Genomic DNA, 21,373 nt, shown 5'->3' with positions numbered 1-21,373 from the left:
GCTCAGCCCAGGGCGGCGCGGACCAGCTCGGGAATCCCGGTCGCCGGCCGGCCGAGCAGCGTGGCGAGGTCGTCCGAGGGCTCGGCGAACAGCCCCGACGAGATCAGCCCGCCGAGGAAGGCCAGGTCGCCGGCCTCGTCGAGCGGGACCCGACGGTGGGTAACCGGCCTCCCGGACTCCGCGGCGATGGACGCGGCCAGCTCGTCGTAGGTCCAGAGCGGTCCCCGCAGCTCGTAGGCGTGCCCGGCGTGCGCGCCCGGCCCACCCGCCACGACGGCGGCCGCCGCCCGTGCCAGGTCGGCGATCGTGGCCGTGTTCAGCGCCCGGCCGCCGTCCGCGGCGACCGTCTCGCCCGCCTCGACCGCCGCCGCGACCACTGCCGGGTTGACGAACAGGTCGGAGTAGAAGGTGTTGCGCAGCGGTGTCACCGGCAGCCCGGAGTCGCGGAGCAGCTCCTCGGTGACGGTGTGGTCGGCGAGGAAGCCCGGCGCTCCGGGCCGGTCCGCCCCGACGGCGCTGGTGTAGACGACGTGCCCGACACCCGCCTCGGCCGCGGCGCGGACCACGTTGCCGTGCTGGCGCTCGCGGACCCCGGGCGTCACGTCGGAGCCGGACACGAACAGCAGCCCGTCGGCGCCGGTGAACGCGGTCTTCAGCGAGGCCGGGTCCTCGTAGTCGCCGACGTGCACCCGGACCCCGGCCGCGGCCAGGTCGGCCACCTTCTCCGCGGACCGGGCGAGCACGCCCAGCCGCTCCGCCGGCACGGTCTCCAGCAGCGCCCGCACGGCCGCGCCGCCCAGCTTCCCGCTCGCCCCGGTCACGATGATCATTGCTGTCTCCTCGGTTCGTCGTGGACGGTGACGACACTGCCCGATAGGCTAACAGCTGGTAAGTACGTACCTTCTGGTAAGTAGGTGGGCGGACAGTGAGCACGCAGGTGGAGCGGCATGCGGGCCTGTTCTCGGGTGACGCGTTCGACAGCAGCTGTCCCTCGCGGTCGGTCCTCGACCACGTGACGTCCAAGTGGGCGGTGCTGGTCCTGGTCGTGCTGTCCCGTGAGGACCACCGGTTCTCCGAGCTCCGTCGCGCCGTCGGTGGGATCAGCGAGAAGATGCTGGCCCAGACCCTGCGGACCCTGGAGGGCGACGGTTTCGTGCACCGCGAGGTCGCGCCGACCACCCCGCCGCAGGTCAGCTACGGCCTGACCGGGCTCGGCCGCGGCGTGACCGGTCACCTCGCGGGGCTCGTCGGCTGGATCGAGGACCGGATCCCCGAGGTCCTGGCGGCGCGCGAACGCTAGACGGTCCGCGGGCGCGGCGCGCCCGGAGGCAGGGGAGGGGCGCACACGGTGCGGTCGGCCCCGCACGCGGTGTGGGGATCCAGGACCCCCGCGGGTGGTACGCCCCACACTCCGTGGTTCCCACAGTCCGGTCTCAGCGTCGTCACAGCGACGATGAGCACGATGGTGTCCATGGCGACCACTTCCGACGTTCCGACCTGGGTGGGTGAGCTCGACCGGCTCGCCCCGGCCCGCGACCTCGAGGTCGACCCGAGGTTCGCCGCAGCACGGCTGCTGGTCACCGTCGGTGGCACCCCGCAGGGCCAGGTCACCGTGCCGCTGAGCGACGGCCGTGCGACGGCCGCCGAACTCGCGCTCGCCGTCGCCGGGTTGCCGGCGGCCGACACCGTGGCCGTCGCACCGTCCGCGGCCGACCCGGTCACCGTGGTGATCGCGACCCGCAACCGGCCCGAGTCACTGGCCCGCTGCCTGCGCGCGGTCCTCGCCTCGGACCACCCGGCGCTCTCGGTCATCGTGGTCGACAACGACCCGACGGACGAGCTCACCCGGGACGCCGTCGCCGCCGCCGGGTCGCCCCGGGTCCGCTACGTCCGGGAGCCGCGCCGCGGCGCGTCGGTCGGGCGCAACCGCGGCCTGGCCGAGGCCCGCACCGAGATCGTCGCCTTCACCGACGACGACACCGAGGTCGACCCCGCCTGGGCCTCCCGCATCGCCGGCGCCTTCGCCACCGACCCCGCACTCGCCTGCGTCTCGGGCCCCGTCCTCGCCGCCCGCCTCGCCAGCCCCGAGGAACGCGCCGCCGACATCGCCCTGGCCTGGAACAAGGGCTTCACCCCCCGCCGGTTCACCCTCGCCGAACCCCCCGCCGACTCCCCGATCTTCCCCTTCGCCCCCGGCCTGTTCGGCATCGGCGCCAACCTCGCCGTCCGCGCCGCCGCCGCCCGCGCCGTCGGCGGCTTCGACGAGGCCATGGGCCCCGGCACCCCCACCCACGGCGGCGAGGACTGCGAGTTCCTCGTCCGCATGATCCTCGCCGGCCACGTCCTGGGCTACGCCCCCGGCGCCTACCTCTGGCACCACCACCGCCCCGACCAGGCCGCCCTGCGCAAGCAGATGGAGGGCTACGCCGTCGGACTCGGCAGCTTCCTGGCCAAGGTCGCGCTCTCGCCCCAGGGACGCTCGGTCGCCCTGCGCCGACTCCCCGCCGCCGTCGCCCGGCTGCGCCACATCTCCGACCGCGAGGCCGGCGCCGGCGACGCGGTGCCCGACAGCGGGCTGGCGGAGCGCGGCGGCCGGATCGCCCGCGGTGGCTGGGCCTACCTGCAGCGCTCCCGCGAGGTGCGCCGCAGCGGCGGCGCGGTGCCGCCGATGCTGCTGCCCCCGCGCTCCGCGCTGGTCCCGGCACACATCCGGCGGGCGGCCGAGACCGCACGCGTCACGGCCGAGGCACAGGCGCACGTCGGCCCGGCCGCCGTTCCGGCGCCGCGTCCCGACCGGACGGCCGAGCCCGGCGACGGCCGGGGGGCCGCGGAGCTCGCCCGGAACTCCGCGGCCTGAGGCGCTACAGCCCGTAGGACTTCCCGATGATGTCGCGCTGGATCTCGCTGGTCCCGCCGTACACCGTCGACACGACGCTCTGGCGGAGCAGCCGCTCCATGCCGTACTCGGTGGCGTAGCCGTAGCCGCCGAGCATCTGCATCCCCTCCAGGGACAGGTGCTTGGCGAGCTCGGTGGCCTTGAGCTTGGCCATCGACGCCTCGCGCGGGAACAGCGCACCCGCCGGGGCCTCGTCGATCACCCGGGCGGTGTCGTGGACCAGCAGCCGGGTGGCCGCCAGCTCGGTGGCGTTGTCGGCGATGCGGTGGCGCATCGCCTGGAAGCTCCCCACCGGTCGGCCGAACTGCTTGCGCTCCTTGACGTAGGCGACGGTGTCGTCGAACGCCCGGCGGGCCAGTCCGAGCATGAGCCCGGCCAGGATCATCCGCTCCAGGTTCAGCCCGGCCATGAGCTGGCGCCAGCCCTGGCCCTCGACGCCGACGACGGCGTCGGCGGGCAGCTCGCACCCGTCGAAGTAGAGGTCGTTGACCTCCTTGCCGCCCATCGTCTCGATGCCGTGGATCGCGAGGCCCGGGGTGTCGGTCGGGACGACGAACATGGTCAGCCCGTCGTGCTTGCCGCCCTCGGTGGAGGTGCGTGCGACCAGCAGGATGTGCGACGCGATGTGCGCGTTGGAGCACCAGGTCTTCTGGCCGTCGATCCGCCAGCCGTTCCCGGTCTTGGTGGCCCGGCACTTCAGGCCGCCGACGTCGGACCCGGCCTCCGGCTCGGACATCGAGATCGACAGCACGTCGCCCCGGCACATCCCGCCCAGCAGCTCCTGCTTCTGGGCCTCGGTGCCGAACTTCTCGATCGCCGCGGCGGTGATGGTGGTGGTGCCGAACCCGGCGATCGGGGCCTGCCCGTAGGCGGTCTCCTCCAGGAAGACCAGCAGGTCACGCATCCCCTGGCCGGCGCCGCCGTACTCCTCGGGGGTGGCGATGCCGAGCCAGCCGAGGTCGGCCATCTTGCGGTAGATCTCGTCGGAATGGGCGTGCCGGCCGCCGCCGGTCAGCTCGTCACGGCGTTCCTTGCTGCCGATCTCGCGACGGCAGAAGTCGCCGATCGCGTTCGCCAGGTCGTTCTGGTCGTCGGTCAGGGTGACGGGCATCAGGGGGCTCCTCGGTCGTCGGACCACATTCCGGTGCGGTCCAGGTGGTCCAGCAGCAGGTCGCGGCCGTCGAGAACGTGGCGGCGCATCGCCGCCCGGGCGGCGTCGGGGTCGGCCGCGCCGAGCGCGTCGAGCAGGACGACGTGCGCGTCGACTGCGCCGGTCCGCCAGGCGGGCGAACCGGTGTAGAAGTGCGCGGGCAGGTAGTGCGACGAGCGCCCCACCAGCCAGGCGAGCTTGCGTGATCCCGCCAGCCGGTTGATGTCGGCGTGCAGCCGGTGCTCGGCGGACACGAGCGGGTCCAGCTCGGACGGGTCCTGGGTCTCGGGGGTGCGCTCGCACAGCAGGGCGACCCGGTCGGCGAGCCCGCGCAGCCGCGCGACGTCGGCCGGGGTGACGTGCTCGGCCGCGCGGGCTGCGAGGGTGCCGGTCAGCTCCGCCTGCACCTCGAACAGGTCGGCGACGTCGGCCCGGGTCAGTTCGGCGACGACGAAGCCGCGCCGCGGGACTGCGTGGACCATGTCCTCGGCGCGCAGGGACTGCAGCGCCTCGCGGACCGGGGTGTGGCTGACGCCGAGGTCGGCGGCGATCCGGTCCATCCGCAGGAAGGTGCCCGGGCGGAGCTCGCCGGACAGGATGCGGTCCCGCAGGACGAGTGCGATCCGGTCGGGCAGTTGGGGGGTGCGACCCGGCGGGAGGTCGAGCACGGAGTCGGCCGTCGACACGACGACTATCATATACGATTCTGCCGAACCTGCGTCGCCGACGACCGAGGGAGAACGACGTGCCAGGTCAGAGCCCTGCCGAGGACTTCCGGCTGACCGACATCCTCGCCGATCCGGCCCGCGCGGATCTCGTCGCGCTGTCGGTCGACGGCGTCGCCACGACCTACGGCGAGCTGGAGCAGCGGGCCGGGCGGACCGCGGCGGCGCTGCGCGACCTCGGTCTCGGCGCCGGGGACCGCGTCGTGTGGATCGGGAAGAACCGGCCGGAGTTCCTGGAGCTGCTCTTCGCCGCCCCGCGGATCGGCGCGGTGTCGGTCCCGCTCAACACCCGGCTCACCGAGGCCGACCTGCTGGCGCTGGTCGACGACGCCCGGGCCGGGCTCGTCGTGCTGGGGCCGGACTTCGCGGGGCTGCGCGGTGCGCTCGACGGGCGCCGGGTCGTCGTCGTGGGGGAGGACCACGCGGACTGGCGCGACGCGGCCGTCGACGCGCTGCCGCCGTCGCCGCCGGCCGGGTCCACCCCGGACGACGCGGTGCTGCAGCTCTACACCTCCGGTACCACCGGGCTGCCCAAGGGCGTGCTGCTCGCGCACCGGCAGTTCTCGGCACTGCTGCTCGCCGCCGGGCACTGGTCGATCGACCCCACCTCGACGGCGCTGGTCGCGATGCCGCTGTTCCACATCGGCGGCGTCGGCTACGCCCTGGTCTGCCTGGCCGCCGGAGCGCGCTGCGTGCTGGTCGCCGACATCGTCCCCGGCCCGCTGCTCGACACGATGTCCGACGAGCGCGTCACGAACGCCTTCCTCGTCCCCGCCGTGCTGCAGATGCTGTCCGCGGTCCCCGGTGCCGCCGACCGGGACTGGTCGGCGCTGCGGTCGATCGCCTACGGCGCCTCGCCGATCACGGTCGGTGCGCTGCGTGCGGTCGTCGAGACCTTCCGGGCGCCGTTGTTCCAGGTCTACGGCGCCACCGAGACCACCGGGGCGATCACCCAGCTCGACCCGGCCGACCACGACCCGGACGGTCCGCGGGCACATCTCATGCGCTCGGCCGGGCGGGCCTACCCGTGGGTCGAGCTGACGATCGTGGACCCGGCGACCGGCCGCGTCCTCGGTCCGGGCGAGGTGGGAGAGGTGCGGATCCGCTCCGACCAGGTCACCGCCGGCTACTGGAACCGGCCGGAGGACACCGCGGCCGCGCTCGGCGACGACGCCACGCTGCGCACCGGGGACGGCGGCTACCTCGACGACCAGGGCTACCTGTTCCTCACCGACCGGATCAAGGACATGATCGTGACCGGCGCGGAGAACGTGTATCCGATCGAGGTGGAGAGCGTGCTGTCCGAGCATCCCGACGTCGCCGACGTCGCGGTGATCGGGGTGCCCGACGAGCGCTGGGGCGAGGCGGTGAAGGCCGTCGTCGTGCCGCGGCCGGGGGCGACGGTGGATCCGCAGGCGCTCATCGAGTGGTTGCGGCCACGGATCGCGGGCTTCAAGCGGCCCCGCTCGGTCGACGTCGTGGAGGCGCTGCCGCGCAACCCCAGCGGCAAGATCCTCAAGCGCGAGCTGCGCGAGACCCACGGCAGGGCCTTCACCTGATCGCAATCGTCGGTTAGCCTCGCCTCAGTACCGGTGAGGGAGGGCTTCCATGTCTCTGCGGCTGCCGACCGGCAGCATCACGGTGCTGCTCGGACCGTCGGTGCAGCGTCGTCGCACGATGAACCGGCTCGACGACGCGAGCGGCCGGTGCGCGGACGGGCACGATGCCGTGGTGCGCAGGCTGGGGGCCCGCGCGACCGAGTCCGCGGCCGACCGGCTGGCCTCGGTGGAGGCGGCCCGTCGGGGCCCCACCGCGATGGTCCTCGCCGACCGCCTGACCGACGGTCTCGACGCGCACGACCGCAGCGCGGTGCTGTCCGCACTGCGGGCCGTCGCCGCGGACGGGGTCGCCGTCCTCGTCGACGACGTGGACCCCGTGGCGGCCCTCGCCGTCGCCGACGGCGCGCTGCGTGTCGACGAACGGGGCGAGGTCCGGGCGGAGGAGCTGGCCTACTTGGCCTCGTAGGTCAGGCAGTCGGCGGCGTCGGAGCCGGCGCCGATGTTCACCGAGGACGCGGTGCACTCGAGCTTCTCGTTGAACCGACAGTCCGAACGGTGACAGGCGCCGACGAGACCGTTGCCGCTGCCACCGCGGAACGAGATCTCGACGAAGGTGCCGCAGTGGGCGTGCTCACCGGAGATCGTGATCGCCCCCGCACCGCAGCTGGAGTCGGAGTTGTAGGAGCAGCTGGTGGCGGAGCACTGCTGAACCTGGGGCATGTCCTGGGCCGTGGTCATGGGGCCCAGGTTGGCGGGATCGTGCGGCGTGCGCCAGACAACAGAGGCTCGCCTGACCGGCGGTGCGGGCCACCTCAGTTGCCCCGCTCACCTGCGTGATCGACCGGGCAAACCCGGCATGACTATGGCGTGGATCACATTGCGTACCCGCCGGACGGGTGATCCGCCGTGGTCACGACGACGACCGGTCGACGGCGGTGCCCGTCGGTCGTCGACGGCCGTCGCCGTCCCCGTCGCCGGCGACGCCCGGTCTCCGCTCCGGCTCCGTCGGGTCCGCACCCGAGCGGGGCTCGGGAGCGCGAGGCCTCGGCGGCTCCACCCGGCACGGGGCCGGGGTCGGCGGGGCTGTGCTGCTCACCCGGCGAGCGGCGCCGGCCGGAGGAGGTCCTCGAGTCCGACGCGTCGGTAGAACTCGGTGCGCACGCGGTCGCCGACCGCGTTGACGACCTCGGCGCCGTCGTCGGCGGGGTCGATGTGCACGCGGAAGGGCCGCCGGCCGGCGGGGGTGTCGACGACGCGGACCATCGCGCGGGCGACCTCCGCGGGATCGGCGTCCGGTGGTGCGAGCTCGGCCAGCCGGGCGCCGACCTGGTCGGTGAGTCCGGCGTAGTGCTGCTCGTAGGCCTCGGCGACCCCGGTGTCCGCGGCGCGCCCGGCGTTGGCGAAGTGGTTCGTTCCGGTGGTGAACGATCCGGGCACGACGATGGTGGTGTCGACGCCGAAGCGGGCGAGCTCGGCGGCGTAGCTGACCGCGAGCGCGTCCATGCCGGCCTTGGCCGCGAAGTAGGGCGCGAGGTAGGGCGGGGTGCCGCCGCGGGTGCTGGAGGAGCCGACCCAGAGCACGAGGCCGTGGCCCTGGGCGCGCAGGTGGGGCAGCGCGGCGCGGTTGACCCGCTGGGTGGACAGGACGTTGACGTCGTAGGAGGCGGCGAGCTGCTCGGGGGTGAAGGCCTCGGCCGGGCCGAGGACCATGTGCCCGGCGTTGTGCACGACGACGTCGAGGTGTCCTGCCTCGTCGACGATCCGGGCGATCCCGGCGTCGACGGAGGCCTGGTCGGCGACGTCGAGCTCGACGGTGCGCAGGTCGACGCCGTGCTCGCGACGGTAGGCGGCCGCGGCATCAACGGCGGGCGCGTTGCGTCCGGTCGTGGCGCGGATCCCGGCGTAGACGGTGTGCCCGGCGTCGGCGAGGGCGCGGGCGCCCGCGGCGCCGAACCCGCTCGAGGCCCCGGTGATGACGATGATCATGACTGTTCCCGTCTCTCGTACTGGGCGGTCGCCGGAGCGCCTCAGGCGAGCCCGCCGTTGGCGAACAGGGTCTGGCCGTGGATCCAGCGGGCCGGGCCCGCGAGGTGGGCGACGGTCTCGGCGATGTCGTCGGGCCGGCCGAGGCGCTCCAGCGGGGCGGCCCTGCCGAGCTGCTCGATCTGCTCTTCGGTCTTGCCGTCGAGGAACAGCGGGGTGGCGGTCGGCCCGGGCGCGACGGCGTTCACGGTGATGTCGCGACCCCGCAGCTCGCGGGCGAGCACCGGCACCAGGGCCTCGACCGCGCCCTTGCTGGCGACGTAGGGGCCGTAGGTCGGGAACGACAGCCGGGTCACCGAGGTGGAGAACAGCACGATCGCCCCACCGGCGCGGACGCGACGCGCGGCCTGCTGGGCGACGACGACGGTGCCGCGGATGTTGGTGCGGTGCATCCGGTCCAGCGCATCGAGGTCGAACTCGGCCACCGGGCCCAGCACCATGACCCCGGCGGTGTTGACCACGACGTCGATCCCGCCGAACGCCGCCTCCACGGTGTCCAGGGCTGCGGCCATGTCGTCGGGCTCGGCGACGTCACCGCCGACGGCCAGTGCGCGCCCGCCTGCGGTCTCGATCGCGGCGACGACCTCCTCGGCCCTGGCCTTGTTCCCGGCGTAGTGCACGCCGACGGCGATCCCGTCCGCGGCGAGGCGTGCGGCCGTGGCCCGCCCGATGCCGCCGGATCCGCCGGTCACCAGTGCCACCCGTGTCGTCGTGGTCGTCGGTGTGTCGGTCATGGTCGCTCCTCCGAATATGTGGTCGGACTGTTCACATACAACAGCGATGTGGTCGCGGTGTCCACTTCTGAACGGGTGAGGTGCAGCACTTTGTGGACACGACGTACAGTTCCGCGGCGGAGGTGGGACATGGCGGCGACGCGACGGGGGCGGCGGCCCAGCGCCGAGGTGCGCGGCGAGGTCCTCGAGGCGGCGGGCCGGCTGCTGCTCGCCGAAGGGCTGGGCGGGATGACGTTCGAGCGGGTCGCGGCGGACGCGGGCGCGAGTCGCACGACGCTGCACAAGTGGTGGCCCTCGCGCGGGGCGCTGGCTCTCGAGGCCTATTTCGACGCCGTCCGCGACACTCTCGCGTTCCCCGACACCGGCGACATCGCCGCCGACCTCACCGAGCAGCTGCGGGCCTTCGTCCGGCTGACGACCCGCACCCCGGCCGGGCGGATCCTGGCCGAGCTGATCGGCGCGATCCAGACGGACCCCGAGCTCGCCGCCACTTACCGCGAGCGGTACTCGATGCCGCGGCGGGCGCTCGCGGTCGACGCTCTCGTCCGCGCCCGTGACCGCGGCCAGCTGCGTCCCGACATGGACCCCGAGGCGGTCGTCGATCAGCTCTGGGGTGCCTGCTACCACCGCCTGCTCATCGCCGACCAGCCCCTCGACGAGGCCTTCACCGACACGCTCGTCGTCCAGCTCGTCGAGGGTCTGCGCCCCCGCGGGGGTGCCTGACCGGGGGTGGTCGCCCGGAGGTCGGCGACCGCGGCGACGCCGATCCTCGACGTGGCCGTCGGCGGCCCGGGGGTGGGGGCGCGGCCGAGTGCGCCGCGTCGCGCTCCGCTCAGGTGGCCGACACGGCCGTGAGGTCGAGAGCGCGTGGCGGGCCGGAGAGGGCCGCCTTGGCCCGGGCCCCCAGGCCGTCGAGGATCTCGACCTCCCCGGGCTCCAGGCCGTCGAGGGCGAGCCGGACCAGGTCGGCCGGGTCGGTCATCACGTCGACGCCGAGGTCCAGTCCGGCGTCGCGGGCGAAGGCCTTCATCGTGTCCGTCGCGACGAGCCCCGGGACCAGGGCGGAGACCAGCGTGCCCTGGCCCGTCAGCTCCACCCGGACGCCGTTGGTCAGGCCCCACTGGGCCGACTTGGCCGCGGCGTAGGCGGTGTTGCCCTCGACGGTCGTCCAGGCGACGCCGGAGAGGACGTTGAGGACGGCGCCGCCGCCGTTGCGGGCGAGGACCGGGGCGAACGCCCGGATCATCGCCAGCGTGCCGTAGTAGTTCGAGTCCATCGTCTCCCGGATCGCGTCGAGGTCGCCGGTGACGAGGTTGCCGCCCGCGGTGAACGCGGCGTTGTTGATCAGGAGGTCGACGTCGCCCGCGGCCGCGGCGGCCGCCTCGACCGAGGCCTGGTCGGTGATGTCGAGCCCCAGGACCTCCACGCCCGGCACGTCCACGAGCCCGGGCCGACGTGCGGTGGCGTAGACCTTCGCCCCCCGGCCGGCCAGTTCGAGGGCGAAGTGGCGCCCGATCCCGCGGTTCGCGCCCGTGACGAGTGCGGTGGCCGTGCTGATCTCCATCGAGGGTCTCCCGTCGTCATAACATGACCAGGCGGTCACTTTGGCGACGGTAGTCACAACATGACCGATCGGTCAACTTCGGTAGGATGTGACCCGTGACCACGTCCCGGCGCCCGGAGCGGACCGACGCGACGCGCAACCGCTCGTCGCTGCTCGCCGCGGCCGAGGTGGAGTTCGCCGAGCACGGCCTCGGTGCCTCGATGGCCGACATCGCCCGCCGGGCCGGCGTGGCCAAGGGCACCGTCTTCCGTCACTTCGCGACCAAGGAGGAGCTGATCGCCGCGATCGTCGGCGGGCACTTCCGGGCGCTGACCGCCGTCGCCCGGGGCCTCGCCGACGCGCCCGACCCGGGTGCGGCGCTGCTGGAGTTCCTCACCGCCGCGGCCGGTGGGCAGGCCCACCACGACCTGTCCTTCCTCCAGACCCTCACCGAGGGCGACTCCGGGATCGCCGCCCTGCGCGACGAGCTCCACGGCTGCGTCGAGCAGCTGGTCGACCGCGCCCGTGAGGCGGGTGCCGTCCGCGCCGACATCACCGGCACCGACGTGTGGGTGCTGATCTGCGCGCCGGTCCACGCGACCGGCTACGTGTCCGACCCCGCGCCCGACCTGTGGCGTCGCTACCTGGCCATCATCTTCGACGGACTCCGGCCCGCCGGGGCGCACCCACTGCCCCGGCCCGCGCCGCGCTGGCCCTGAGCGCGCAGTCCGCCGGGAGGGACGGATCTCCGTCGTCGACGCGCTGCGCCCGCGTCGGACCCGGCTCCGGCGTGTCGACCGCACCTCGGCGTCCGCCGGGGTACCGGTGAAGGGGCGGTGCGGATCCACGGACACCGGCTGCAGCGCTCACGCCGCCGGCGTCGCAGCCCGGGGTGTGCACGTCAGCGTGCCCCGTGCTCGCGCACCGTGGCGCGGCGACGACCGGGTCAGGCCGTCCTCGGGCGTGGAGCGGTCCGCCCGGCGCCGTAGGTGAGGCGGCGCAGCACGGCCTCGGCCGGCTCGCGCCGGCCCGCCCGGTCCAGGACGGCGGCGAGGACCACGGTGGTCACCCACGTGGCGACGGCGACCGCGGCAGCCGTGGCGGCGCCGAGCCGCCCGCCGAGGTCGAGCAACGCCGGCTCGGTGGCGACGAACCAGACCGGCGACTGCGCGATGTAGAAGGTCATCGACCGGCGACCGCAGGCGACCAACGCGTTCGTGACCGGTCCGCGGCGCCGACCGAGGCGGTCCGCCACGAGCGCGATCGCGGCCGTGTAGGCCAGCCCCCCGGCGATGCCGGTCGCGGAGAACGTGGCCTCGGCCAGTGCTCCGACGACGACCGAGTCCGGGGCCCACGCACCCACCGCCTGCAGCGCGACCGGCTGCGCGCCCAGCACCGCGACCGGGAAGCCGACGAGCACGACCCGGGTCAGGAACCGCCGGTAGCGGTCGGGTTGCTCGAGCAGCCGCATCCGGCCGGCCCAGACCCCGATCAGTACCGCGGGCGCGACACTCAACCCGGCGAGGGGCAACACCGCGAGGGCGGACGCGCGCAGCGCCGCGCTGTCGAGCAGGGTCGCCCCGACGGCCAGCGGAGCGTCCGCGGCGACCTGTTGCAGGGCAGTGGCGGACGCGACCCCGAACGCGAGGGTGACCGCGAACACCGTCCACAGCCGTCGACCCGACCAGCTCACCACCCCGGCGAAGAGCAGGGCGAACACGCCGTAGGAACCGATGATGTCACCGCTGTAGAGCAGGACGACGTGGGCGATGCCGAACACGACCAGCCAGGCACCGCGCCGCCGGATCAGCCGCCGCGCGGCCGCGGGGTCCCCGCCCGGGCCGGTCCGGCGCCGGGTCATCTGTACGAGGCCGTAGCCGAACAGCAGCCCGAACAGGGGCGCGGCCCGCCCGTCGACGAGGGAGGTCAGGAGCCACTGCACGGCCACGTCCACCGGGCCGCCACCGGCAGGCCTGGCGAGCAGGTTGCCGCCCGCGTGCAGCATCCGGGAGTGGGCGAGGGCGATGAGCAGCAACATCACCCCCCGCGCCAGGTCCGGCGCCAGGAGTCGCTCGGAGTCCGGTGTCGGGGAGACCCCACCGACCGCGGTGTGACCGCTTCTCGACATGGGACCGCACGCTAGGGAGCCCGACCGGCTCCGCACATCGTTCCTCCGGTGGGCTCCGTTCCTCCGGAGGGAGGAGTGCTTGTCGCCGTCCGGCCCATCCGTCCGCGGCGCAGGTGGCGACGGGTACGGGGCGACCGACGTGGGGGCGGTCGGGGCACGGGCCCCGTCGCAGGCCCGGCGGCCCACGACGACCTCGGGCCGGGGCGGACCTGCTGCGGGACGGGAGCGGCCGTACGCCCGGGGAGGAGCCGTGCGCGGCGGGCGGGCGGTGGTGGGCGATGATCCTGTCCGGGACCGGTGTGGCCGTGTCCGGAGCGGGAGGCGACGTGGACGAGGACCTGATGGGCCGGCTGATCCGGTTCGCCGACCTGACCGCCTGGCCGGCGTTCGCGGCGTTCGGGGTGCAGGAGGAGTCGATCGACCGGCTGCTCGCGACGACCGCGGGCCTGGACCCGTCGGCCGTCGCCGGGGTCCGCGCCGGGCTCGCCGGACGGGTCCGCGCCGCCGCGCGCGCCCTGCGGTCCGAGCCGCCGGTCGCCGACGGTCTGCGCCGGATGGCCCTGCGCCCCGGCGAGCGGCTCGTCGTGGTCGGGGACTCCCTGTCCGCCGACCGGCTCAGCTGGGCACGGCTGCTCGCCGAGCTGGTCCCGATGCTCGAGCCCGAGGCCTCGGTCGAGGTGCTGTCGCTGTCCGGGCGGACCAGCTCCGAGGCGCTCGCACTCGGTCCGGTCCTGGTGTCGCGGATGCCGACCCGGGTGCTGGTGATGCTGGGCAGCAACGACATCCGCCGCGAGGGTGCGACCACCGGGATCCGGATGGTGTCGATCAGCGAGACGGCACGCAACCTGCGGGCCCTGCGCCTGTTGATCGAGACCGAGAGCGGCGCCCGGGTGCGGTTCGTCGTCCCGCCGCCGGTGGACCCGGGACGCGTGGCGGCCACCCGGGAGCTGACCGGCGAGTGGTGGGACCCGGCCGATCTTCCCGGGCTGGTCGCGACCGTGCTGGAGGTCGACCCGGATGCGGTCGACCTGTCCCGGATGCCGGTGCGGCCCGACTTCTGGGAGGACGACGGCCTGCACCCCAGCCCGATCGGGCAGGTCGCGATCCTGCGGGCGGTGCTGGCCCGCATCTGACCGGCGCGCCCGGCCCCGGCGGTGCCGCTCCCGTGTCCGGCCCCGGCCGTCGGACCCCGGTGTCCGCCCGGGTCGGCCGTGTCGTCGGGTCGGTCGCGTCGTCGGGTCAGCCGCGCACTGCGGCGACGGCGGCCCGGGCCGCGGCGGCGACGGCGGCCTCCCCGCGCTCCTTGTCCGCCGGGTCGGCCGGGACGGTGAACACGGTCAGGACCAGCGGTGCGCCGTCCGGCGGGTAGAGCACCCCGGAGTCGTTGCGCTCCCCGAGCGGTCCGGAGCCGGTCTTGTCGCCCACGACCCAGCCCGCCGGGACCGCCGCGCGGATCTGCCGGTCGCCGGTGGTGTTCGCCCGCAGCCAGCCCGCCAGCCGGTCGCGCTGCGCGGCCGGGAGCGCGTCGCCGAGGACCAGGGTGCGCAGGGTCGAGGCCATGGCGACCGGGGTCGAGGTGTCGCGCTCGCCGTCGCGGTCGTTCAGCGCGGTCTCGGCACGGTCGGAGCGGGTGACGGCGTCGCCGGTGGTGCGCAGCCACGCGGTCAGCTCTGCGGGGGACCCGACCTCGCGCAGCAGCAGGTTGTGCGCGGTGTTGTCCGAGACGGTGACGGCGGCCTCGCACAGCTGCGCCACCGTCATCCCCACCGCCAGGTTCCGGGTCGTGACGGGCGCGTACTCCAGCAGGTCCGAGCGCTCCCAGCGGACCCGACGGTCGAGCAGCCCGGGGTCGGACAGCGAGCGGTGCAGCACGAACCCCGCCATCAGCGCCTTGGTCACCGAGCACATCAGGAACCGCTCGCCGTCGCGGTGCCCGGCCGCCGCACCGGTGCCGGTGTCGAGCACGTGCACCCCGATCGTGCGGCCGTACTCGCGCTCGACGTCGGCCAGGGCGGGGATCGGCGCGCTCCCGCCCGCCCCGGCGGCCGGGGCGGGCGGCGCCGGCGCGGCCGGTGCGCAACCGGTCAGGGCGGCTCCGCCGAGCGCGGCGCCGGCCAGGAGCAGGGAGCGGCGGGTGATCGTCATGGACGCACCGTGTCGCATCCGCGTCGATAGCGCGAATATGATCGACCTTTGCGTGTGATAGCCATTCGATATGGGGCGAGGCCGGTGGACCTGCTACGGCACCTGACGTTCTTCGTCGCCGTCGCCGAGGAGCGGCACTTCGGGCGGGCGGCCGCCCGGCTGGGCATGACCCAGCCCCCGCTGTCCCAGGGGCTGCGACGCCTGGAGACCCGTCTCGGCACCCCGCTGTTCGACCGCGGCCCCGGCGGCGTGTCCCCGACGCCGGCCGGGCGCGACCTGCTGCCCCGGGCCCGGGCCCTGCTGGAGGACGCCGACGCACTCGGCCGTGCCGCCGCCCGGCACGCGGAGGCGGCCCGGGTGCTGCGGCTCGGCGTCGTCGCCGACCTCGGGCCCGCGACCACCGCCCGGCTGGCGGTGCGGGCCACGGCAGCCACCGGCCGGCGGGTCGTGCCCACCGTGGCCACCACGGTGGCGCTGGTCGACGCGGTGTCGGACGGGGCGCTGGACGTCGCCGTCGTCGCGCACCCGACGGTGCTGGAGTCGGCGCGGGCCGGGCCGGTCGTCGCGTTGCCGACCGCGCTGCTGCTGCCCGCCGGCCATCCCGCCGCGGCAGGCCCGGGCCCGGTCGTGCTGCGGGCCCTGCGGGGCCCGGCACTGGCCACGGCGCCGCGTGCACACGCCCCGGCCGCCCACGACCTGCTGCTGGACACCCTCGACGCCCGCGGGTGCCCGGCCGACGCGGCCGACGCCGCGTCGCCGGCCGAGGCGCTGGCGCTGGTCGCGACCGGTGCCGCGTTCCTGCTCACCGCCGACCCCGGCCTGGCCGGCGACGGAGTGGTCCGCCGGGCCGTGGCCGGGGAGCCCGTGCCCTACCGGGTCCGGGTGGTCCACCGCGACGGCGTCCCGGACGGTCTGGTCGGTGCGCTGGCAGCGGCGCTGCGGGAGGGGGCGTGACCCCGGCGGGCGAGGTCCGCGCCGTCTTCCGCGACGCGGGGGTGCGCGGCTGGCTGCACGCCCGCCCGGTGACCGGCGACGGGGCCCGCCCCGCTGCGCGGGAGGTCGGGGTCGGGGCGGACGTCCCGGTCGTGATGGCCTCGGTCTACAAGGTCTTCGTGCTGGTCGCGTACTGCCGGGCGGTCGACGCCGGCAGCATCGACCCGCGGGAGCCGGTCGTCGTCCCGGTGCGGCGCACACCCGGGATCACCGGGATCTCCGCGCTGGCCGACCCGGTGACGATGAGCTGGCGCGACCTGGTCACCTCGATGGTGACGGCGTCGGACAACGCCGCGGCCGACGTCGTGCACACCCGGGTGGGGCGCGACCGCGTCGCCGCACTGCCCGCCGAGCTGGGGCTGACCGGCACCCGCATCCGGGGCGGCACCGACGACGTGTTCGCCGACCTGCTCGCCGACACCGGCACCGACGACGTCGCCGCGGCGTTCGGGGTGCTCGCCGACAACGACGTCCCGGTCGAGACCCGTGCACTGAGCCCGGTGTACGGATCCTCCACCACGGCCGCGGACACGACCGCGCTGCTCACCCGGCTGTGGCGCGGGGAGCTGGCCGCGGCGGCGTCCACCGCGTTCGCCCGCCGGGTGCTCGGCGCCCAGATCTGGCCGCACCGGCTGCGTTCCGGGTTCCCCGCGGCGGCACGGGTGGCGGGCAAGACCGGCACGGTCGGTGCGGTCCGCAACGAGGTCGGGGTGGTGACCTACCCGGGGGAGCACCCGGTCGCCGTCGCCGTCTACACCCACGCCGCACGCAGCGACGCCGCCGTCCCGCGGGCGGACGCGGCGATCGGTGCGGCCGCGCGGGTCGCGGTACACGCGCTGCGCGCACCGGCCCTCTGACCCGTTCAGCCTGCCGGCAACCACTCCCGTGCCGCCGCGACCAGCGCCGCGACGCCGACCGACAGCGTCGGCTCGACCACCGGCGCGTAGCGGGGGGAGTGGTTCGACGGCAGCGCCGCGGTCCGCTCCCGGATCTCCGCGACGGTGCCCGCGCCCTCGAACGCGGCCGGGTCGGCCCCGCCGAGCAGCCAGTACACGCACGGCACCCCCGCGGCGACGGCGAACCGGCCCACGTCCTCGCTGCCGGTCACCGGCCCCGGGTCGACGACCGGGAGCGGGGTGACCGCGGCCAGCGCGGCCCGGGTGCGTGCGGCCGCGTCGGGGTCGTTGACCACCGGCGGGAACGACTCGAGCAACCGGATCTCCGGGTCCCTCGGCGCCCCGGAGGCCGCGGCCTCGCCGCGCACGGTGCGTTCGACCCCGGCGAGCACCCGGTCCCGGACGCCGGGGGTGTAGGACCGCACGGTCAGGCCCAGCTCGGCGGAGTCGGGGATGACGTTCTCCTTCGTCCCCGCCCGCAGCATCCCCACGCTGAGCACGGCGGTCTCGGACGCGGCGACCTCCCGGGGCACGACGGTGTGCAGGCGCAGCACCGTCGCGGCGGCGAGCAGCACCGGGTCGACGGTGGTCTCGGGGCGGGACCCGTGCCCGCCGGAGCCGTGCAGGGTGACCCGCACGGTGTCGCTGCCCGCGAACGCCGGGCCCCCGGCCACGGCCAGCAGCCCCGCGGGGAGCGGGGCGACGTGCTGGCCCAGCACGACGTCCGGGGTGCCGCAGCGGTCGAACAGGCCGTCGTCGAGCATCGCGTCGGCGCCGGCGCCGTACTCCTCGGCGGGCTGGAAGACCACCAGCAGGGTGCCCCGCCAGGTGTCGCGGGCGGCCGCCAGCTCGGCGGCCGCGCCGAGCAGGCACGTGACGTGCATGTCGTGCCCGCAGGCGTGCGCGACCGCGGTCTCCTCCCCGTCACGGCCGGTGGCGCGCGCGGTGCTGGCGTAGTCCAGGCCGGTGTCCTCGGCGACCGGCAGGGCGTCCATGTCGGCGCGCAGCAACGCCGTCGGGCCGTCGCCGTTGCGGAGCACGCCGACCACGCCGGTGCGGCCGACCCCCTCGGTGACCTCGTAGCCGGCGTCGCGCAGCCGGGCCGCGGCGATGCCCGCGGTACGGGTCTCGGCGAAGGACAGCTCGGGGTGACGGTGCAGGTCCCGGTACAGGTCGGCGAGTTCGGTGCTGCTCACGGGACCGAACCTAGGCGGCGGGACCGGGGCGCGGCTGGGCCGGACGAGGTCCCCCTGATGCCGTCACACGAACCGGTGGATCCGCCATCCCGGGGACAACCACAGGACCGGTCGAGTTAACCCGGTATTCAGGGACCCTCTACCATTCGCCCATGGCGCAACCTTTCGGGACGAGTCGGTGACCCTCGAGGAGGTCCGACCGCCCGCACCGGCGGCGGAACGCTGGCGCGGTCTGGCCGTGTTCGTCGTCCGGTCGGCCGCGGCGCCCCTGCTCGACGAGGCGGTCGCGGGCGTGGCCCGCGGGCTGGAGATCCTCGACGTCGTCGTCCTGGACGACGCGCAGGCCACCCGGGTCCGCGGTGCGCTGCCGGCCCCGTCGCCGCGCCCGGTCCCGGCCGGCGCGCCGTACGCGCTGGTCGTGGCCTGCGACGTGGTCGCCCCGGTCGGGACGTCGGGCGTGAGCCCGGTCGCCGACCGGGTCCTCGCCGTCCTGGACTACACCGAGAAGCGGGTGCTGCGTCGCGTCGCGCCGCGCGACCGCTACCTGCCGGTGCAGGCGTCGTCGTCGCCGGAGCACGCGCTGGCCCTGCTCGGCGCGCTCGGTGACCCGGGCGTCCTGCACCGCATCGCCGGGCCGGTCGACGCCCTCGGCCGCCGGTGCGCGATGCCCTTCCCGGTCGTGCGGATGCTCGGTGGCACCTCGCCCGGATTCCGCGCCCGCGTCGCGCTGGTCCACCACCCGGTGCACGGGCCGTCGGTGTGCAAGGTGTTCCGCCCCGGCGCGCACGAGGCCTACGACCGCGAGCTCCGCGCCCGGCTCGACCTGGGTGACCTGCCCGAGGTCCCCGAGCTGCTCGAACACGGCCCGAACTGGCTGCTCACCCCCTTCTACGGCGACACCGGACGACACGTCGTGCGCCGGCTCCCCGGTGAGCTCTCGCAGCTGCGTCCGGACGTCGTGCGGACGCTGCTGCGGTTCTGCCGCGACCTGCACGACCGCGGCCGCTTCGTCCTCGACCTGTCCCCGCACAACCTGGTGTGGGACGAGCGGGCCGGGCTGAAGGTCCTGGACCTGGAGTTCGTGCTCGACTACCCGGGCGAGCCGCCGTCCTGGTCGGACTGCTGGAGCCTGCGGGGGGTCCCCCCGGCCTACCGCGCCTCGGTGGAGGGGCTGCCGGACCTGGTGCTGACCCGCGGCGTCGGGAACTCGGTGTTCCACCCGGCGATCTCGGGGATGAACCGCGCCCGGCTGCTCGCCGAGCCCCGCCGGGGCGATGCCGCGCACAGCGGGGCCACCCAGCTCGCCTGGTTCAGTGCCCTCGGTACCGTCGGCCGGTTGCATCCCGCACTCCGCGGGAAGCGGCACTGACGGCGCGGACCCCCGACGCGCCGACCCGCCCGACGACCGGAGGACCCGCGTGACCGGACCCGGCGGCGACCTGCCCGACGACCCCACCCGGCCCCTTCGGGCCGTCCCCCCGGAGCCTGCCTCCGAACCCGGCGGGCCCGGCTCGTCGCTGACCGCGCGCACCGCACGCGGGTTCGCGTGGGCGTTCACCGGCACCGTCGGCCAGGCGGTGCTGCAGATCGGCGCGACCGTCGCGCTGGCCCGGCTGCTCACCCCGGACGAGTTCGGTGCGGCGGCGGCCGCGTTGCTGATCGTCGGCCTGACCCAGCTGGTGACCCAGCTCGGCGTCGCCGCGTCCCTGGTGCACCGCAAGGACCTCGACGAGCGGGACGTGACCGCGGCGTTCTGGTTCTCGGTGCTGGTCGCCGCGGTGTTCGCGGCGGTGCTGGCACTCGGCTCCCCGGTGATCAGTCCACTCGTCGGGCTCCCGGCGGACTCCGCGTTGCTGCCGCTGCTGTCGATCGCGCTGCTGTTCGCCGGCGCCTCGGCCACCCCGCTCGGCATGCTGCAACGCGACCTGCGGTTCCGCTCGATGGCGACGGTCGACCTGCTCGCCGCGGGCCCGGCGCTGATCGGGGTGAGCGTCGCGCTGGCCGCTGCCGGGTTCGGCGCGGCCGCGCTCGCGTTCGGCGAGATCGCCGCCGCCGTCGCCAAGTGCGTCGGCTACCTCGTGCTGACCCGGCCGCGGTTCCGCCCGGAGGGCCCCGTCGCGAGCTGGGGGCGGCTGCGGCCGCTGCTCGGCTACGGTGCCGGGTTCTCCATCGCCCAGCTGGGGAACTGGTTCGCGCTCAACGCCGACAAGCTCGTGGTCGCCAACGCGCTCGGGACCGGGCCGCTGGGTGTCTACGGCCGTGCCTACAACCTGCTCTCCGAACCCGCGAACATCATCGGCGGTGCCGCGGACAAGGCGCTGTTCCCGGCGATGGCCCGGGTCCGCGACGACGGCCCCCGCCTGCGCGCCGCCTACGTCCGCAGCGCGAGCCTGGTCGCGCTGGTCACCGCCCCGGCCGCGGTGCTGCTGTGCGTGCTCGCCCCGGAGGTCGTCCGGGTGCTGCTCGGCCCGCAGTGGGACGCCGTCGTGCCGCTGGTGCAGCTGTTCGCCCTGGTCCTGCTGCCGCGCACCTCGTACAAGATCAGCACCTCGCTGACCCGGGCCACCGGCGCCGTCTACCGGGCGGCCTGGCGGCAGTGGCTCTACGCCGGCTACGTCGTCGTGCTCACCGTGACCGGCGGGCTGCTGTGGGGCCTGGTCGGCGTCGCGGCCGGGGCGTCGCTGGCGATCGTCATCCACTTCCTGGTGATGCTGCAGTTCTCCGCGCGGGTCTCGCCCGGCCTGATGGGGGCGGTGCTGCGGATGTACGTCGAGCACCTCCCCGCGCTGGTGCTGACCGTCGTCGCGACCTGGGGGGTGGCGACGCTGGTGCGCCCGCTCGGGATCGACCTGCTGACCCTGGCCGCGGCGACCCTGGCCTGCGGTGTCGCCTCGATCGGGACGCTGGTCGTGCTGCGCCGCCGGTTCGCCGCCGAGCTGGCCGTGGTGCGGAGCCTGCGCGGGGGCGGGGGACCGCCGCGCGGCCCGGCTCCGGACCGCGCCGCCGGAGCCGCCGGACCCGACGGAACCGCCGGACCCGACGGAGCCGCCGGACCCGACGGGACGGACGGGCCCGGTGCCGGGTCGGCCGCGCCGGCGGGCCCCGCGGCCCCGGACGCCACCGGCGGGCCGGCCCCGGACACCGCTGCCGGGCCGGGAACGGCCTCGGGCACGGCCCCCGGCCGGCCGGGTGCCGTGCCCGGAGGTCCCCGCCGTCTCCCCGACGACGCCACCGTGCAGCTGCCCGCGGTCGGCCGTGGGGACGCGCCCCGCGCCGTGGGGCACCCCGCCGACCGTTCCTGAGCCGGGCCGGGTGCCGTGCCGACGCAGCGCCACGGGCCGCGCCGCGGAGTGAGGCCGGGCACC

General features: G+C 75.4%; 21 protein-coding genes. 11 read left to right on the top strand and 10 right to left on the bottom strand.

The window, feature by feature from the left end; all coding sequences use genetic code 11:
• Positions 1 to 2: 2 nt before the first annotated feature.
• Positions 3 to 830, bottom strand: a complete 828-nt coding sequence (locus KPF47_RS31950) for an NmrA family NAD(P)-binding protein (protein WP_224392477.1) — start codon at positions 828 to 830, stop codon at positions 3 to 5.
• Positions 831 to 925: 95 nt separating this feature from the next.
• On the opposite strand from KPF47_RS31950, the gene KPF47_RS31945 reads away from it, so the two are divergent.
• Together KPF47_RS31945 and KPF47_RS31940 are read left to right on the top strand one after the other, a co-directional pair.
• On the top strand, positions 926 to 1,300 hold the full coding sequence (locus KPF47_RS31945) for a helix-turn-helix domain-containing protein (RefSeq protein WP_224392476.1): 375 nt from the start codon (positions 926 to 928) through the stop codon (positions 1,298 to 1,300).
• Between the two features lie 171 nt (positions 1,301 to 1,471).
• On the top strand, positions 1,472 to 2,857 hold the full coding sequence (locus KPF47_RS31940; RefSeq protein WP_224392475.1) for a glycosyltransferase family 2 protein: 1,386 nt from the start codon (positions 1,472 to 1,474) through the stop codon (positions 2,855 to 2,857).
• A gap of 4 nt (positions 2,858 to 2,861) precedes the next feature.
• On the opposite strand, the gene KPF47_RS31935 is transcribed toward KPF47_RS31940, so the two are convergent.
• Together KPF47_RS31935 and KPF47_RS31930 are read right to left on the bottom strand one after the other, a co-directional pair.
• Complete coding sequence (locus tag KPF47_RS31935) at positions 2,862 to 4,007, bottom strand: acyl-CoA dehydrogenase family protein (RefSeq protein WP_224392474.1); 1,146 nt, start codon at positions 4,005 to 4,007, stop codon at positions 2,862 to 2,864.
• Entirely contained in the window at positions 4,007 to 4,732 is a 726-nt protein-coding gene (locus tag KPF47_RS31930; RefSeq protein ID WP_224392473.1) for a GntR family transcriptional regulator, read from the bottom strand. Before KPF47_RS31930 ends, KPF47_RS31935 begins: the two co-directional genes overlap by 1 nt.
• 59 nt (positions 4,733 to 4,791) lie before the next feature.
• Here KPF47_RS31930 and KPF47_RS31925 point away from each other — a divergent pair, with 59 nt between their 5' ends.
• A complete protein-coding gene (locus KPF47_RS31925; protein WP_224392472.1) occupies positions 4,792 to 6,330 on the top strand; it encodes a long-chain-fatty-acid--CoA ligase in 1,539 nt (512 codons plus the stop codon).
• A 49-nt stretch (positions 6,331 to 6,379) separates the two neighbouring features.
• Positions 6,380 to 6,796, top strand: coding sequence for a hypothetical protein (locus tag KPF47_RS31920; RefSeq protein WP_224392471.1), 417 nt, complete (start codon positions 6,380 to 6,382; stop codon positions 6,794 to 6,796).
• On the opposite strand, the gene KPF47_RS31915 is transcribed toward KPF47_RS31920, so the two are convergent.
• From KPF47_RS31915 to KPF47_RS31905, 3 genes are all read right to left on the bottom strand, one after another.
• The gene (locus KPF47_RS31915; RefSeq protein ID WP_224392470.1) at positions 6,781 to 7,068 is read right to left on the bottom strand and encodes a DUF1540 domain-containing protein; all 288 of its coding nucleotides are present in this window, start codon (positions 7,066 to 7,068) and stop codon (positions 6,781 to 6,783) included. The two genes, KPF47_RS31920 and KPF47_RS31915, sit on opposite strands and share 16 nt — an antisense overlap.
• 354 nt (positions 7,069 to 7,422) lie before the next feature.
• A complete protein-coding gene (locus KPF47_RS31910; protein ID WP_224392469.1) occupies positions 7,423 to 8,316 on the bottom strand; it encodes an SDR family NAD(P)-dependent oxidoreductase in 894 nt (297 codons plus the stop codon).
• Positions 8,317 to 8,357: 41 nt separating this feature from the next.
• Positions 8,358 to 9,107 carry an SDR family oxidoreductase gene (locus KPF47_RS31905; protein ID WP_224392468.1) on the bottom strand — a complete coding sequence of 250 codons (750 nt, stop codon included), beginning with the start codon at positions 9,105 to 9,107 and terminating at the stop codon, positions 8,358 to 8,360.
• Positions 9,108 to 9,236: 129 nt separating this feature from the next.
• Here KPF47_RS31905 and KPF47_RS31900 point away from each other — a divergent pair, with 129 nt between their 5' ends.
• The gene (locus KPF47_RS31900; protein ID WP_224392467.1) at positions 9,237 to 9,830 is read left to right on the top strand and encodes a TetR/AcrR family transcriptional regulator; all 594 of its coding nucleotides are present in this window, start codon (positions 9,237 to 9,239) and stop codon (positions 9,828 to 9,830) included.
• A gap of 109 nt (positions 9,831 to 9,939) precedes the next feature.
• Here the strand turns inward: KPF47_RS31900 and KPF47_RS31895 are convergent, their stop codons facing one another.
• The gene (locus KPF47_RS31895) at positions 9,940 to 10,671 is read right to left on the bottom strand and encodes an SDR family NAD(P)-dependent oxidoreductase (protein WP_224392466.1); all 732 of its coding nucleotides are present in this window, start codon (positions 10,669 to 10,671) and stop codon (positions 9,940 to 9,942) included.
• Between the two features lie 95 nt (positions 10,672 to 10,766).
• Here KPF47_RS31895 and KPF47_RS31890 point away from each other — a divergent pair, with 95 nt between their 5' ends.
• Positions 10,767 to 11,369, top strand: coding sequence for a TetR/AcrR family transcriptional regulator (locus KPF47_RS31890; protein ID WP_224392465.1), 603 nt, complete (start codon positions 10,767 to 10,769; stop codon positions 11,367 to 11,369).
• A gap of 227 nt (positions 11,370 to 11,596) precedes the next feature.
• Here KPF47_RS31890 and KPF47_RS31885 read toward each other — a convergent pair whose 3' ends face one another.
• Complete coding sequence (locus KPF47_RS31885; RefSeq protein ID WP_224392464.1) at positions 11,597 to 12,778, bottom strand: DUF418 domain-containing protein; 1,182 nt, start codon at positions 12,776 to 12,778, stop codon at positions 11,597 to 11,599.
• Positions 12,779 to 13,104: 326 nt separating this feature from the next.
• Here KPF47_RS31885 and KPF47_RS31880 point away from each other — a divergent pair, with 326 nt between their 5' ends.
• Positions 13,105 to 13,911 carry a GDSL-type esterase/lipase family protein gene (locus tag KPF47_RS31880; RefSeq protein ID WP_224392463.1) on the top strand — a complete coding sequence of 269 codons (807 nt, stop codon included), beginning with the start codon at positions 13,105 to 13,107 and terminating at the stop codon, positions 13,909 to 13,911.
• A 106-nt stretch (positions 13,912 to 14,017) separates the two neighbouring features.
• On the opposite strand, the gene bla is transcribed toward KPF47_RS31880, so the two are convergent.
• On the bottom strand, positions 14,018 to 14,923 hold the full coding sequence (bla, locus tag KPF47_RS31875; RefSeq protein WP_224392462.1) for a class A beta-lactamase: 906 nt from the start codon (positions 14,921 to 14,923) through the stop codon (positions 14,018 to 14,020).
• Positions 14,924 to 15,007: 84 nt separating this feature from the next.
• Between bla and KPF47_RS31870 the strand changes: the two genes are divergently transcribed.
• Both KPF47_RS31870 and KPF47_RS31865 read left to right on the top strand, forming a co-directional pair.
• Positions 15,008 to 15,877, top strand: a complete 870-nt coding sequence (locus KPF47_RS31870; protein ID WP_224392461.1) for a LysR family transcriptional regulator — start codon at positions 15,008 to 15,010, stop codon at positions 15,875 to 15,877.
• Positions 15,874 to 16,773 (top strand): serine hydrolase, encoded by a 900-nt coding sequence (locus tag KPF47_RS31865; protein WP_224392460.1) that lies wholly within the window; start codon positions 15,874 to 15,876, stop codon positions 16,771 to 16,773. The genes KPF47_RS31870 and KPF47_RS31865 overlap by 4 nt, the downstream gene beginning before the upstream one ends.
• Before the next feature lie 5 nt (positions 16,774 to 16,778).
• Here KPF47_RS31865 and KPF47_RS31860 read toward each other — a convergent pair whose 3' ends face one another.
• On the bottom strand, positions 16,779 to 18,008 hold the full coding sequence (locus KPF47_RS31860) for an amidohydrolase (RefSeq protein ID WP_224392459.1): 1,230 nt from the start codon (positions 18,006 to 18,008) through the stop codon (positions 16,779 to 16,781).
• Positions 18,009 to 18,186: 178 nt separating this feature from the next.
• Here KPF47_RS31860 and KPF47_RS31855 point away from each other — a divergent pair, with 178 nt between their 5' ends.
• Entirely contained in the window at positions 18,187 to 19,377 is a 1,191-nt protein-coding gene (locus KPF47_RS31855; protein ID WP_224392458.1) for a hypothetical protein, read from the top strand.
• Between the two features lie 49 nt (positions 19,378 to 19,426).
• Positions 19,427 to 21,310, top strand: coding sequence for a lipopolysaccharide biosynthesis protein (locus KPF47_RS31850; RefSeq protein ID WP_224392457.1), 1,884 nt, complete (start codon positions 19,427 to 19,429; stop codon positions 21,308 to 21,310).
• Positions 21,311 to 21,373: the final 63 nt, after the last annotated feature.

The sequence above is a fragment of the Pseudonocardia sp. ICBG1293 genome, assembly GCF_020131355.1.
GTDB lineage: Bacteria > Actinomycetota > Actinomycetes > Mycobacteriales > Pseudonocardiaceae > Pseudonocardia.
The sequence above is the reverse complement of the archived record's forward strand: the minus strand, read 5'-3'. Positions and strand labels throughout refer to the sequence as shown.